This window comes from uncultured Devosia sp. (genome assembly GCF_913055165.1).
GTDB lineage: Bacteria > Pseudomonadota > Alphaproteobacteria > Rhizobiales > Devosiaceae > Devosia.
The window spans coordinates 1-12,402 of record NZ_CAJXJS010000081.1 but is presented as its reverse complement, the minus strand read 5'-3'; the positions used below and the strand labels follow the sequence as shown (position 1 = coordinate 12,402).

The following is a 12,402-nucleotide window of genomic DNA, read 5'->3' as shown; positions in this document are numbered from 1 at the left end:
GAAATGCTCAACGGTTCAACCGGATGGAGATGGACCGCCCATGCCCGTCGAGGTCTTCGACCCCGGCAATGGTGACGGCCGGTTCGGCCAGGGCTGCCAGGGAAGATGGCGTGCAGCCCAGCAGCGAGGTGCGCTTCATGAAGTCGAGCACCCCCAGGCCCGAGGCAAAGCGCGCCGAGCGGGCGGTGGGCAGGACGTGGTTGGAGCCGCCCACATAGTCACCGATGGCCTCGGGGGTATGGTGCCCCAAGAAGATCGCTCCGGCATGGCGGATGGCGGGCAGCAGAGATTGCGGATCATCGATCGCCAGTTCGACATGTTCGGAGGCGATGCGATTGGCCAGTTCCGCAGCCTTTTCGAGCGAGGCGACGGTGATAATCGCACCGAATTCGTCCCATCCTTCGCGGGCCAGCGCCTGCTTGGGGAGCAGAGACAATTGCCGATCGACTTCGGCCTCGACGGCATCGGCCAGCTTTTCGTCAGTGGTGACCAGAATGGATTGGGCCCCTGCCCCGTGCTCGGCCTGGGCAATGAGATCAGCGGCGACCCAGGCAGGGTTCGCTGACCCGTCGGCGATGACCAGCACTTCCGAGGGGCCGGCGATCATGTCGATGCCGACCTGGCCGAAGACCTGGCGCTTGGCAGTTGCCACGAAGGCATTGCCGGGACCGGTAACCTTGTCGACGCGCGCGATGGACTGGGTACCATAGGCCAGGGCCGCAACGGCCTGGGCACCACCGATACGGTAAATTTCGGTAACGCCGGCAATCTGTGCCGCCGCGAGGATGGCCGGATTGATCTCGCCATTGGGGGTGGGCACGACCATGGCGATGCGGTTGACTCCGGCAACGCGCGCCGGCACGGCATTCATCAGCACCGATGAGGGATAGGAGGCGAGACCACCGGGCACATAGATGCCGACGGCGTCCACGGCAGTCCAGCGAGAGCCGAGCGTCACCCCAAGGGCATCGGTATAGATGTGGTCCTGAGGTTTCTGCTTCTCGTGATGGGCCTTTATGCGGTCATGTGCAGTCTGCAGCGCTGCGCGCACATGCTCGGGCACGCTGACGGCCGCCGCAGCGATTTCCTCGGCAGTGAAGGCCAGGGAGTCGCGGGTGACGCCGGCGCGATCAAACTTGTTGGTCAACTCAACCACGGCCGCATCGCCGCGGTCCCGCACATCGGCGATAATGGCAGCAACGGTATCGTTGACGTCCTTGCTGGATTCGCGCTTGGCGCCGAGCAGGTCGGAAAAGCGCTGTTCGAAATCGGACTGTGCGCTGTCGAGACGAAGGGGCATGGAGAACTTTCTATCGAGTAGTCAGCGGCAGAGCAAACCGGGGGCAACGCGTCTGCCGAAACCATCCTTGATCCCTCCCCGCATCGGCGTGGGAGACAATGAACAGTGGCGTCGTGGCCTTGTGCATCTCTCCCCTTGATGGGGAAAGACTGAGGGTGGGGTCGGCGACAATCACTGTCCCTGCCATCGCGCACCCCTAGTCCAGCGCGTGTGTTGGCCGGGCCGAGGCCGCCCAGGCCGCGCCGAGATCGGCAAGACGCGCTTCGAGATAGTCCACCGTCAGCCGCACCGTGCCGCCGCCAGCGAAGCGCAGTTCGACGATGCCGGCGGGCGCCTGGGTGGCTTCGAAGGTGATGGCGAGCAGTTCAACCACACCTTCCGGCGCCGTCGGATCGAAACCGGCATAGGCGGCATGGGTGACGGCATCGAAATGCAGCGCCGCCCGCTTGCGCAGACCCCTCGACCGGGGTTTGTCTGCCGTCCAGTCGAAGCGGTTCATCAGCAGGGCGAAACGCCGGTCGCGACGGGCAAACCCCATATCAGCGACGCGGATGACGGCATCCTGCAGATGGGCGGAGATGACTTCGAGGTCTTCGGTATCAAGCGCAATCAGCTTGAGATCGGTCATGAGCGAGGCCCTGTTGGGTGGCGATGACCCTATCTGGTCACGACGCCACCGATCTACAAGTTTGCGCGCAAAGGGGCAATGCGCGTTTAGCCTGTGACAAATACTCCTCTTGCTAACTGACCAGTCAGTTAGTTATAGTGCTTCTCATGAAAAGCGAAAAGAAGTTCAGCAGACGGGCCGATGCGCGGCCGGACGAATTGCTCGACGCCGCCATGGCGGTGTTCGCGGAAAAGGGCTTTGCCGGCGCCAAGATGGACGACATTGCCCGGCGGGCCGGCGTATCCAAGGGCACGGTCTATCTCTATTTCGCCTCCAAGGAGGCGCTGATCGAGGGGATCATCCAGCGCGCGGTGGCGCCGATCGCCAGCGGCGCCCTGCCCCAGCTCGCCGCCTTCGAGGGCGATCCGCGCCTGCCCATCACCATGCTGCTCAAGACCATTGCCGGGCTCCTGAGCGACCCGGCCAAGCTGGCGATCCCTCGCCTCTTTCTGCGGGAAGGCATGAATATTCCCGGCATTGCCGACATCTATCGCCGCGATGTGCTCGACAAGGCCATGCCGGTGCTAACGGGCCTGGTGGAGCGCGGCGTGGCATCTGGCCATTTGCGGGCGGTCGACCCCGACCTCACCGTGCGCTCGATCGTCGGGCCGCTGATCGCCCATGTGGCCCTGAGCGAGATTTTCGGCATCCGGCCTGAGGACGGATTAGCGCTGGATCGGCTCATCGAAAATCATATCGACATCCTGTTCGGCGGCCTATCTGCCAAGCCACTGGAAGGTGCGCCATGAACGAGTTCCTTGCAGGACTGATGGCGGCCGTGATGTCGCTGTTTCCATCCGGCGCCGACCCGGCCGGCTATAGCGGCTATCTTGAGGCCGACTATGTCTATGTCGCCCCGGTGAGCGCGGGGCGCATTGTGGCCCTGGATGCCGGGGAGGGACAGGTGGTCGCTGCAGGCGAAACACTGTTCACGCTCGATGCGACGCAACAGAAAAACCTGCTCGATGCGGCCATGGCGCGGGTCTCGGCGGCGCATGCAACGCTGGAAAATCTGGAAACCGGCAGCCGCAGCGAAGAACTGGACGTGATCCGGGCGTCGCTGGCCAGGGCCGAGGCCGATCTGGCGCAAGCCCAATCCAATCTCAGCCGCAGCGAACGGCTGGCAGAGGCCGGCACCGTACCCAGCGTACGGGTCGAGCAGGATCGCACAGCCCTGGCCGCCGCCCAGGCCCAGGTGGATCAGTTGCGCGCCCAACTGGCCGTGGCCGAACTGCCGGCGCGCAATGCCCAGCAGGTGGCGGCAGAAGCAAATCTCCATGCTGCCGAGGCCGATGCCGAACGCGCCCGGCAGGACATGGACGACCGCACCGTCGAGGCACCGGTTGCGGGAACCATCGACCAGGTCTTTTTCCGCCTCGGTGAAGTGGCTGGGGTGGGCGTGCCGGTGGTCGCCATACTGCCTGAGGGGCCGCTGGAAGTCTGGTTCTTCGTGCCCGAAGTCGCCCGCGCGACGCTGACCACCGGGACGACCGTCCAGGTGACTTGCGATAGCTGCTATGATGCACTGCCCGCCCGCATTACCCATATTGCCAGTGCGCCGCAGACGACGCCGCCAGTCATCTATTCGCGCGAGGAACGCAGCCGGCTGGTCTATCTGGTCAAGGCGCGTCTCGAAGCTGCCAACGGCCTTACGCCCGGGCAACCGGTAACGGTGCTGCCGTGAACCCGCCGCTAGTCATCGATGTCCGGGGGCTGACCAAGCGCTTTGGCGACAAGACCGTGGTCGATCATTTCGACATCGCGGTGCCGCGCGGCGCCATCTATGGCTTTCTTGGTCCCAATGGGTCGGGCAAGACCACGACCATCCGCATGCTATGCGGGCTGTTGACGCCAGACGGGGGCGAGGGGCAGTGCCTGGAGTTCGACGTGCGGCACGAGGCGCCGCGCATCAAGACCCAGGTCGGCTACATGACGCAGAAGTTCAGCCTCTACGAAGACCTGACCATCCGCGAAAATCTCGATTTCGTCGCCCGCATGTATGGCGTGACGGACAGGCGCAGCCGGGTCAGCAGGGCGCTGGAGGAGCTGGGTTTGGCGGACCGGTCCGGGCAATTGGCCGGCACCCTCTCGGGCGGCTGGAAGCAGCGGCTGGCCCTGGCCGCGTGCCTCATCCACGATCCCAAACTGCTACTGCTGGACGAACCGACGGCGGGCGTCGATCCCAAGGCGCGGCGCGATTTCTGGGACGAGATCCGGCGCCTCTCCAAAGCCGGCGTGACCGTGCTGGTCTCGACCCATTACATGGACGAAGCCATCCAGTGCGATTTCATCACCTATATCGCCTATGGCAAGAAGCTGATTGACGGCCGGGCGACTGAAATCCCCACCATGGTGGGCCTCAGCACCTGGCGGGCCGAGGGCGCCAATCTGGTGGCCCTGGAGGCGGCGCTGCACAACCAGCCCGGCGTTGCTCAGGTGGCGCGCTTCGGTTCGGCGCTGCATGTATCGGGCACCGATGCGGACCTCCTGGAAACCACGGTGCGCCGGTTCGAAGCCGAAGGCGGCCAGCGCTGGAGCAAGGTGCCGGCGGGGCTGGAAGAAGCCTTCATCTACCTGATGGCGGGGGCGCGGGACAATTTCTCGCGCGATGCGGCATGAGCATGGGCTTTTCCATCAGCCGGTTCCTGGCGGTGCTGCTCAAGGAATTCATCCAGATGCGGCGCGACCGGGTGACTTTTGCCATGATGATCGGGCTGCCCATCGTCCAGCTCATGCTGTTCGGCTTTGCCATCAATGCCGATCCGCGCCATTTGCCGACACTGGTGGAAGTCAATGATGAAGGACCGCTGACCCGGACGCTGCTGGCAGGCATGGAAACGTCGGGCTATTTCGACTTTGTCGGACAGGTGCGCGGTCCGGAAGCCGGCGCGGAGGCGCTGCGGCGGGGCGAGGCCAATTTCGTCATCGTCATTCCCGATGATTTCGCCCGCGACGTGGTGCGCGGCCTCAGCCCCAGTGTTCTGGTCGCCGCCGATGCCTCGGACCCTTCGGCCGTCGCCGGCGCAGCGGCGGCGATGAGTGGCATTGTCAGCAATGCGGTGGCACAGACGCTCACCGGTCCCCTGGCACAGGCGGCGGGCAGTCCCCCGCCATTCGATGTTGCCGTGCACCGTGCCTACAATCCGGAGGGGCGCACTTCGACCAATATCGTGCCGGGCCTTCTGGCCATCATCCTCTCGATGACCATGGTGATGATCACCGCCGTGGCCATCGTCAAGGAGCGCGAGCGCGGCACCATGGAGATGCTGATTTCGACCCCGGTGCGGCCCGCCGAGGTGATGCTGGGCAAGATATTACCCTATGTGCTGGTGGGCTATGTGCAGACGGCGGTGTTCATGCTGGCCGCCTTCGCCGTGTTCGATGTGCCTTTCACCGGTGGCTTCATGGCCTTCTTCTATGGCTTCAACCTGTTCGTGCTCGGCAATCTGGCGCTGGGCTTCCTGATCTCGACCGTGGCACACAACCAGATGCAGGCCATGCAGTTGAGCTTCTTCACTATCCTCCCCTCCATCCTGCTTTCGGGCTTCATGTTCCCCTTTGCCGGCATGCCGGGCTGGGCCCAGACCATCGGCACCGCCGTGCCGGCCACCCATTTCATCCGGCTGATCCGCAAGGTGATGCTCAAGGGCGCCGGCACCATCGATGTATCGCCCGAACTGGCCGCTCTCGGAGTGATCGTGCTGGTGATCAGCTTGGCGGCCATGCTCCGCTACCGACAGACGCTGGACTGAGGGCAAAGGAAAAGCCCGGCCATAGCCGGGCTTTCATTTTCGGATCGGGCTCCACCGGAGCGATTTTGCCAAAGGCCGCACCCCGCCACTCGGCCATAGGCCTCGTGGCCTGCTCGCCTCAAATCGCGCCACTGGCGCGATTTGCCCTTCGGGACGGCTCTCAGCCCGCAACCCGCTCGATTTCGGCGCCGCAGCGGGAGAGCTTGTCTTCCAGCCGCTCGAAGCCGCGGTCGAGATGGTAGATGCGATTGACCACGGTCTCGCCCTTGGCGGCAAGGCCGGCAATAACCAGCGACACCGAGGCCCTGAGATCGGTGGCCATGACCTGCGCGCCCTTCAATTGCGGTTTGCCGGTCACGGTGGCCAATTGGCCGTTCACGGCGATGTCGGCGCCGAAGCGCGCCAGCTCGGCCACGTGCATATAGCGGTTCTCGAAAATGGTCTCCCGAATGTGGCTGACACCGGAACTCATGGTCATCAGCGCCATGAACTGGGCCTGCAGATCGGTGGGGAAGCCGGGGAATGGATCGGTGTCCACATCGACGGGCTGGATGCCATTGCCATTGCGGCGCACGCGAATGCCATTGGCTTCGGTGGCCAGTTCGGTTCCGGTCTGGGCCAGGATGTCGAGAGCCGCCTGCAAATGCTCGGCCCTGGCGCCCTTGAGCAGGACATCACCGCCGGTCATGGCCGCGGCCATGGCGAAGGTACCGGTTTCGATGCGGTCGGGGATGACCTCCACCGTGGCCCCGTGCAGCTTTTCGACGCCCTCGACCGTCAGGGTGCGGGTGCCGATGCCGGAGATTTTGGCACCCATGGCCACCAGGCACTCGGCGACATTGGTGATCTCGGGTTCCTGAGCGGCGTTCTCGATCACCGTGGCGCCGCGGGCCAGGGCGGCCGCCATCAGGATAGTGTGGGTCGCCCCTACCGAAACCTTGGGGAAGCTGACGGTGGCGCCGACGAGCCCGCCTTTGGGCGCCTTGGCCACGACATAACCCTCGTCGATATCGATCTCGGCGCCCAATTGCTTGAGGCCATAAAGGAATAGGTCGACCGGGCGGGTGCCGATGGCGCAGCCACCGGGCAGGGACACGCGAGCCTCGTGGCAGCGGGCCAGCAGCGGCCCGATGACCCAGAAACTGGCGCGCATCTTGGAGACAAGGTCATAGGGGGCCGTGGTGTCGACAATGTCGGCAGCATGGAAGGTCATGCGCTGGCCCACGCCCTCTTCCTCGCCGCGGCGGCGGCCATGCACGGCAATATCGACGCCATGATTCTCGAGGATGCGCTCGAGCTGCTTGACGTCGGCCAGACGCGGCACATTGGTCAGCACCAGCGGCTCGTCGGTGAGCAAAGATGCAATCATCAGCGGCAAGGCGGCATTCTTGGCGCCCGAAATCGGGATTTCGCCAACCAGCTCATTGCCGCCGACCAAACGAATACGATCCATTAGAAGTCCTCATAATAGGCCCTTTGGGCCTGCTACCTGGTGGGAGGTAGGCGAGGTCTTCGTTGCCACGTAGGCCAGACCAGCCGTTCTCGGAAAAGGGTGACGAATAGAATCGCCCGAAAATGGTTTACGGTTTCTTGTCCGCGTCCGTTTCGGGGGCCTTGGGAGCGGGATCGGGCGCATCTTGGGTTGCGCGCGCCTTGGCCTGCTCTTTCCGGCGCTTGAGGTTCTCCCGCAGCTTTGCGGCCAATCTTTGCTCACGCAGCGCGGCTTGCTCCGATTTGCCCATGGCCTCTTGCTATCCTGATTCAATGGGAGCGGTTGATAGGCCGTTTTTGGTCTTGCGTCGAGACATGCACTATGGCAAAGGAGCCCCCGTCGATGCGCCGGGGCCTCCGGTTCCCGCGACACAATAGAGTGATCTCGCCCTGGAAACGAAAAAGTGGATGCCACTTTCTCCGAGAACACTCCAGATGCTGCCGTAGCTCAGTGGTAGAGCACTCCCTTGGTAAGGGAGAGGCCGACAGTTCAATCCTGTCCGGCAGCACCATTCCAACGCATTGATATCGTTGAAATCTTTTCGGGCATTCAAACGCGACTAGCGATAGTTGTCGGCGACAAACCTTGCCCATCGCCGGGCGAGTTCATGCCCGTCCAAGGTTCGGACAGTGACCTCTATTTCGAGCATACCGACGAGTTGCGCCAATTCATCGGCGGCGGCGGCGATAATTGATCCTGCCATTGTGCGCGCCGCATCGTCATCTTCGCATTCGGCTGAAATGGTCTCGTTTGTCGTTGCTGCGAGTACGCGGCGGACGTGAAAGTAGTACTTGGGCAAATCGCTCTCCTATCGCATCGAGCTTTGCCGCGCAAAGCTCTTCGAACCCATCAATGCTGACATGCGTTGAGCTGCGGACAATGTGTTTGGCAACGTCAAGGCGAGGCAGGATGGACTTGAGCGAAATGTTCTTTCAGAACCCACAGGGTATCGTCCGAACCCTGATCGTGGGTGCACTGGCCTACATCGCCCTGGTGCTGTTCCTGCGCATCTCCGGCAAGCGCACCCTTGCCAAGCTCAACGCGTTCGATCTTGTTGTGACTGTTGCGCTGGGTTCGACCCTTTCCGCGATCCTGCTGCAGGAATCCATCGCTCTGGCCGAAGGTCTGGTTGCCTTGGCCCTGTTGATCGGTGCCCAGTATCTGGTCGCCTTCGCCTCGGTCAGGTCGAAAAGCTTTGCCTCTCTGGTGCGCAGCGAGCCTTCCCTGTTGGCCAGGGATGGGCGCTTTTGTGACGGTAACTTGCAGCGTGAACGCATTACGCGGGATGAAGCCATGTCCGCCGTGCGCGCCAATGGAGGTGATGAGCTTTCCGATGTGGAATTCCTGATTCTGGAAAGCGACGGGACGATTAGTGTGCGCCTGAAGGGATAGATTTCGAAAGCGCACCATGCTCATCGGCCGGGCCTTTCGGTGCAATGGATCAACTTTCGCCGCGGGGATGTCATTCCGACCCCTTGGTCGAGGCTTGTTCCTGTTCTGCGACTTCGTCGAGCAGTTGTTCCCTTGAAACCTCAAGGGGACGCGCCTCCCCGTCCCGGGCGGCGAGTGCCTCGGCGATGGCCGCTTTGAGTTGTTCAGGCCCAGCCGCATAGTGCTGGTCGACAATGATCTTGGCGAGCAGTTCAGGTTCTTGTTTCATCGCATTGCCTCCCTCCTGAGGGACGAACGGCGCAGCACGTAAAGAGTTGCGGACGGCCCTGCCTCGCTTCGATTGGGCTAGCGGCCGGTCGTGGCAAACAGGATGAGAGCGACGGCGGCTGCGCCAATACTGACCACCAGAACAAGGTAGATCCAAAGCCCCGCGTGGCCCGGTCGTTTGTGTCGACTTGACCGGCGCTCGTCCGGAAACGCTGTGGCCGCACCCCCGGCCTCGGCATCGGTGCCAAGCGGCGCAGTCGCCGGATCGGTATGATCGACCTTGTCGCCGGTACGCCCGGAATCAATGTCTGCACGCAACTGCTCGCCATTACGGTTGGGGCTCATGGACTACTCCTATGCGATGCCCTTGCCAGCGGTGACACCCCTGAACCCGCCGGCAATGTCGCTGCCGTCCTGAGGGGTCGGCGAACTCGCGGAGGGTTCAATGTTTGAGAGAGCCCCCTAAGGGCTTCTGGAAGCAATCCCGCGCCTCACCCCCCGTTCCCGCCTTAACGCAGGTGAATCTGGGGCATCTCAACTGTTCGAGCGGAAGGTCCCGCCGGTGGCGCGATGGCAAGGCCCCGCAACGACGGGAACCAGCCAAGGGGCGAGACATTTGCTTGTTCAACGCGTCGAAGAGAGGAGGAGCCAATGCCTCAAGAAGAGAAGAAATTGACGGCTACCAGGGGCGACGCAAGAGCCTGACGATGAGCTGGTTGCTCGATAATGCCCAGGCTGTCAGCGCTGCCGCGAGCGTCGGCACGCTGCTCATCTGGTCTGTCTATCTGACTATCTTCTGGCGCGGCTACCGCCGGCAGCTCAAGCCCAAACTGGTCATCAACCGGGGAGAGGGCGATGGACTGGACGGTCACTGTCTGCTGACAAATATGAGCCAGCAGCCCATCCATATTCAGGGGGTCAAGGTTGCGATCGATTTGGCCGACCAGACTTGCACCAGCTACATTACCGACGCCGAAGACGTCAGGGCCGCGGGCAATCCGCATGGCTGGCAGAAACTGACCCGGCAGGGACCGCTGGCCTCCGGCGCCATGGTGGATCTGGGCACGTTCGAATCCATCCTGGGCTATGTCATCCGGCAGTCACGACCGGAGGCCGACATGGAGGCCGCACAGCGATGCTGCATCACTGTGCTGGCCATCTATGGCTCCGAAGATTTGCTCGTCGGGGCAACCCGCCAGTTCGAGCTTGTCCATGACGAGGGAGAAACAAGGCTGACATCGGAAAGTGTCGAAACGCGTCAGCTCACCAGCCGGGCCGAGCGCCGGAAGCACTCCAGGGGCCTGGCCAAGGATATCTAGTCGTGCGCGCCACCGTCCTGCCTGCCCAATGTTGTTCGCAACTTTTTGCGCCGTTTGGGCTTTGGACTTGGGGACAGCAAGACAGCGGGCGCAATGGGCCATCTTTCAACGCATATGCTGACACACCTTCTGGTGATGAACGCGGTCGTGCCGCTGGTCGTCTATGGACTGTCGCGACACCATCAATTGCCCCGCATGTGGCGGCTATGGCCCTGGGCGACGGCAGCGCAATTGGTGCTGCTCTGGGGTTGGCATAGCCCCGCGGTGCTCAGTGCTGCTTTGCAGCACATGGGCCTGATGCTCCTGATGCATGTCAGCCTGGCGACAGCAGCCGCGATGTTCTGGATAAGCATTGTCAGCATGCCGCGGCGGGAAAGCTGGCGGGCCCCACTGGCGCTTCTCATTACCGGAAAGCTGTTCTGCCTGCTTGGCGCCTTGTTGGTCTTCGCGCCCAATCTGCTGTTCTCCGGCGCGCATGCTGGCCTCCAGTCGACCGGCCATTCGCTGGCGGACCAACAAATGGCCGGCATGATCATGCTGGTCGCTTGCCCGCTCAGCTATGTGACTGCAGGCATCGTCCTGGCGGGCCGCTGGTTCCTCTCGCTGGATAGGCCGGGGAGCCTCAATGGCTAAGGAGAAGATCGTCAAGGTCCGGCAATTGACGCGCTGGCAACGCATCGGTGTTGCGAGCATGTTCGTGGCAGGCGCCTTCATTCTCGCAGGCGGCGTATTCATCCTGTCGGGCATCTACAATATCGGGGCCAGCCGCGAGCACTGGTCCCTCACCAATTTCATTATCACCATTCTCCGGGACCGCTCGGTGGCTGTCGCATCGGGGGGCATAGAGGTCCCCGAACTGGATGATGCCGACCTGTACCGGTTGGGCGAACAGCATTTTCTGGGCACCTGCACTGTCTGCCATGGCACGCCGGGCGAGCCGCTCAACCCGCTCTACTCGCATATGCTGCCGCAGCCACCGGACCTGACGGGTGCGTTCGAACGTTATGATGCGCGCGAGGTGTTCTGGGTCGTCAATCACGGCCTCAAATACACCGGCATGCCGGCCTGGCCGGCGGCGCACCGGCCTGACGAGGTCTGGTCGGTGGTGTCCTATCTCCGCCGGCTCAATGACATCGGTCCGGAAAATGCCGCGATCGAGGACAGCACCGTCGAACGCGCGCAAAATCTCAATACCTGCCTGCGCTGTCACGGGGCTGCCGGGCAACCGCCCGTCAGCGATCTGGTGCCGCGCCTGGATGGCCTGTCCGAAGGCTATCTCCGCCGTGCCCTTGAAGAATATCGCGGCGGGCAGCGCGGCAGCGGCATCATGGCGCCGATTGCCTTCGACATGAGCGACGAAGAGATCGCCAGCAATGCGGCCAGCTACGCCTCCCTGCCACCGCCCGCGGGCCGGGAGAACGGCAGTGCAGACCTCGCCCTGGGGCAACAAATCGCTGAAGCCGGCCTGCCCGAACAGGACGTGCCGGCCTGCCAAAGCTGCCATGGTGTCAACCCGCAGGCACCCCGGCTGGAAGCCCAGTCCGAGCGCTACATGGCCACCCAGCTCAAGCTTTGGCAGCACGCAGGCTATCGCGATGCCTCGGCTGAGGGCCGATTGATGTCGGTGATAGGGCAGAGGCTGACCGAAGCGCAGGGCAAGGCCGTGAGTGCCTATTACGCGGCCCAGAATGCGGAGGCGCCCCAATGAGTGCTCGCATCCCCTTCGCAGGCCTCGTCTTCCTGCCGCTGCTTGCCGGCTGTTCCTCGCAGCAATCCGCGTTCCATCCGACCGGACACGACGCCGAACAGATCAATATCCTGTTCTGGATCATGACAGTGGGCGGAGCGGCGATCTTTGCGCTGGTCCTTGTCCTTGCCGCCATCGCCATATTTGGCCCGGAGCGCTTGCGGCAGCGCCTGGCTGGCGAGAGCCTGATCAATTGGCTCGGCATTGCTTTCCCGGTCGTCGTGCTGACGGCCCTGCTGGTCTATGGCTTCGTTCTGCTCCAGGCCGGCGCGCCGGTGAATGCGGGCAACACATCCCTGCGCATTGCGGTGAGCGGCGAGCAGTGGTGGTGGCGGGTGACCTATCGGACGGCCGATGGACGAGAGGTGGAGGCGGCCAATGAAATTCATCTCCCGGTCGGCCAGCCCGTCACCCTCGAATTAACCACCGCCGATGTCATCCACAGCTTCTGGGCGCCCAGCATAGC

At 63.1% G+C, this 12,402-nt stretch carries 14 protein-coding genes, 1 tRNA gene and 1 pseudogene; 10 read left to right on the top strand and 6 right to left on the bottom strand.

Annotated elements, in window-relative coordinates; all coding sequences use genetic code 11:
- Positions 1–7 precede the first annotated feature (7 nt).
- Complete coding sequence (gene hisD, locus QZ564_RS17690) at positions 8–1,300, bottom strand: histidinol dehydrogenase (protein ID WP_297112907.1); 1,293 nt, start codon at positions 1,298–1,300, stop codon at positions 8–10.
- Between the two features lie 196 nt (positions 1,301–1,496).
- Positions 1,497–1,928 carry a DUF2948 family protein gene (locus tag QZ564_RS17685; protein ID WP_297112904.1) on the bottom strand — a complete coding sequence of 144 codons (432 nt, stop codon included), beginning with the start codon at positions 1,926–1,928 and terminating at the stop codon, positions 1,497–1,499.
- A 146-nt stretch (positions 1,929–2,074) separates the two neighbouring features.
- Here QZ564_RS17685 and QZ564_RS17680 point away from each other — a divergent pair, with 146 nt between their 5' ends.
- From QZ564_RS17680 to QZ564_RS17665, 4 genes are read left to right on the top strand one after another with little or no spacing between them, the layout of a single operon-like run.
- Positions 2,075–2,716: a TetR/AcrR family transcriptional regulator gene (locus QZ564_RS17680; protein WP_297112901.1), complete on the top strand. Its 642-nt coding sequence runs from the start codon at positions 2,075–2,077 to the stop codon at positions 2,714–2,716.
- Positions 2,713–3,651 (top strand): HlyD family secretion protein, encoded by a 939-nt coding sequence (locus QZ564_RS17675; RefSeq protein WP_297112898.1) that lies wholly within the window; start codon positions 2,713–2,715, stop codon positions 3,649–3,651. Before QZ564_RS17680 ends, QZ564_RS17675 begins: the two co-directional genes overlap by 4 nt.
- On the top strand, positions 3,648–4,586 hold the full coding sequence (locus QZ564_RS17670; RefSeq protein WP_297112895.1) for an ABC transporter ATP-binding protein: 939 nt from the start codon (positions 3,648–3,650) through the stop codon (positions 4,584–4,586). The genes QZ564_RS17675 and QZ564_RS17670 overlap by 4 nt, the downstream gene beginning before the upstream one ends.
- Positions 4,583–5,719: an ABC transporter permease gene (locus tag QZ564_RS17665; protein WP_297112892.1), complete on the top strand. Its 1,137-nt coding sequence runs from the start codon at positions 4,583–4,585 to the stop codon at positions 5,717–5,719. Before QZ564_RS17670 ends, QZ564_RS17665 begins: the two co-directional genes overlap by 4 nt.
- Positions 5,720–5,879: 160 nt before the next feature.
- On the opposite strand, the gene murA is transcribed toward QZ564_RS17665, so the two are convergent.
- A complete protein-coding gene (murA, locus tag QZ564_RS17660; protein WP_297112889.1) occupies positions 5,880–7,172 on the bottom strand; it encodes a UDP-N-acetylglucosamine 1-carboxyvinyltransferase in 1,293 nt (430 codons plus the stop codon).
- A gap of 475 nt (positions 7,173–7,647) precedes the next feature.
- Here murA and QZ564_RS17655 point away from each other — a divergent pair.
- Positions 7,648–7,722, top strand: a tRNA-Thr gene (locus tag QZ564_RS17655).
- A 48-nt stretch (positions 7,723–7,770) separates the two neighbouring features.
- Here QZ564_RS17655 and QZ564_RS17650 read toward each other — a convergent pair.
- Positions 7,771–8,010 (bottom strand): hypothetical protein, encoded by a 240-nt coding sequence (locus QZ564_RS17650; RefSeq protein WP_297112886.1) that lies wholly within the window; start codon positions 8,008–8,010, stop codon positions 7,771–7,773.
- Between the two features lie 125 nt (positions 8,011–8,135).
- Between QZ564_RS17650 and QZ564_RS17645 the strand changes: the two genes are divergently transcribed.
- On the top strand, positions 8,136–8,603 hold the full coding sequence (locus QZ564_RS17645) for a YetF domain-containing protein (RefSeq protein WP_297112883.1): 468 nt from the start codon (positions 8,136–8,138) through the stop codon (positions 8,601–8,603).
- 70 nt (positions 8,604–8,673) lie between these two features.
- Here the strand turns inward: QZ564_RS17645 and QZ564_RS17640 are convergent, their stop codons facing one another.
- Positions 8,674–8,871 (bottom strand): hypothetical protein, encoded by a 198-nt coding sequence (locus tag QZ564_RS17640; RefSeq protein WP_297112880.1) that lies wholly within the window; start codon positions 8,869–8,871, stop codon positions 8,674–8,676.
- Between the two features lie 77 nt (positions 8,872–8,948).
- Positions 8,949–9,215 (bottom strand): hypothetical protein, encoded by a 267-nt coding sequence (locus tag QZ564_RS17635; RefSeq protein WP_297112910.1) that lies wholly within the window; start codon positions 9,213–9,215, stop codon positions 8,949–8,951.
- 362 nt (positions 9,216–9,577) lie between these two features.
- Here QZ564_RS17635 and QZ564_RS17630 point away from each other — a divergent pair, with 362 nt between their 5' ends.
- The 4 genes and pseudogenes from QZ564_RS17630 to QZ564_RS17615 form a co-directional block, all read left to right on the top strand.
- Entirely contained in the window at positions 9,578–10,189 is a 612-nt protein-coding gene (locus QZ564_RS17630; protein WP_297112878.1) for a hypothetical protein, read from the top strand.
- Between the two features lie 93 nt (positions 10,190–10,282).
- The gene (locus tag QZ564_RS17625) at positions 10,283–10,822 is read left to right on the top strand and encodes a cytochrome c oxidase assembly protein (protein ID WP_297112875.1); all 540 of its coding nucleotides are present in this window, start codon (positions 10,283–10,285) and stop codon (positions 10,820–10,822) included.
- Entirely contained in the window at positions 10,815–11,897 is a 1,083-nt protein-coding gene (locus QZ564_RS17620; protein ID WP_297112872.1) for a c-type cytochrome, read from the top strand. The genes QZ564_RS17625 and QZ564_RS17620 overlap by 8 nt, the downstream gene beginning before the upstream one ends.
- Positions 11,894–12,402 (top strand): annotated as a pseudogene (locus QZ564_RS17615) (cytochrome C oxidase subunit II); the annotation flags it as partial. The gene QZ564_RS17620 and the pseudogene QZ564_RS17615, both read left to right, overlap by 4 nt.

What these genes read in the sequence shown, in the direction of transcription:
- hisD (WP_297112907.1), bottom strand. Translation starts at nt 1,300, where the DNA reads ATGCCCCTTCGTCTCGACAGCGCACAGTCCGATTTCGAACAGCGCTTT.
- QZ564_RS17665 (WP_297112892.1), top strand. Translation starts at nt 4,583, where the DNA reads ATGAGCATGGGCTTTTCCATCAGCCGGTTCCTGGCGGTGCTGCTCAAG.
- QZ564_RS17680 (WP_297112901.1), top strand. Translation starts at nt 2,075, where the DNA reads ATGAAAAGCGAAAAGAAGTTCAGCAGACGGGCCGATGCGCGGCCGGAC.
- murA (WP_297112889.1), bottom strand. Translation starts at nt 7,172, where the DNA reads ATGGATCGTATTCGTTTGGTCGGCGGCAATGAGCTGGTTGGCGAAATC.
- QZ564_RS17625 (WP_297112875.1), top strand. Translation starts at nt 10,283, where the DNA reads ATGGGCCATCTTTCAACGCATATGCTGACACACCTTCTGGTGATGAAC.
- QZ564_RS17675 (WP_297112898.1), top strand. Translation starts at nt 2,713, where the DNA reads ATGAACGAGTTCCTTGCAGGACTGATGGCGGCCGTGATGTCGCTGTTT.
- QZ564_RS17635 (WP_297112910.1), bottom strand. Translation starts at nt 9,215, where the DNA reads ATGAGCCCCAACCGTAATGGCGAGCAGTTGCGTGCAGACATTGATTCC.
- QZ564_RS17685 (WP_297112904.1), bottom strand. Translation starts at nt 1,928, where the DNA reads ATGACCGATCTCAAGCTGATTGCGCTTGATACCGAAGACCTCGAAGTC.
- QZ564_RS17640 (WP_297112880.1), bottom strand. Translation starts at nt 8,871, where the DNA reads ATGAAACAAGAACCTGAACTGCTCGCCAAGATCATTGTCGACCAGCAC.
- QZ564_RS17620 (WP_297112872.1), top strand. Translation starts at nt 10,815, where the DNA reads ATGGCTAAGGAGAAGATCGTCAAGGTCCGGCAATTGACGCGCTGGCAA.
- QZ564_RS17645 (WP_297112883.1), top strand. Translation starts at nt 8,136, where the DNA reads ATGTTCTTTCAGAACCCACAGGGTATCGTCCGAACCCTGATCGTGGGT.
- QZ564_RS17630 (WP_297112878.1), top strand. Translation starts at nt 9,578, where the DNA reads ATGAGCTGGTTGCTCGATAATGCCCAGGCTGTCAGCGCTGCCGCGAGC.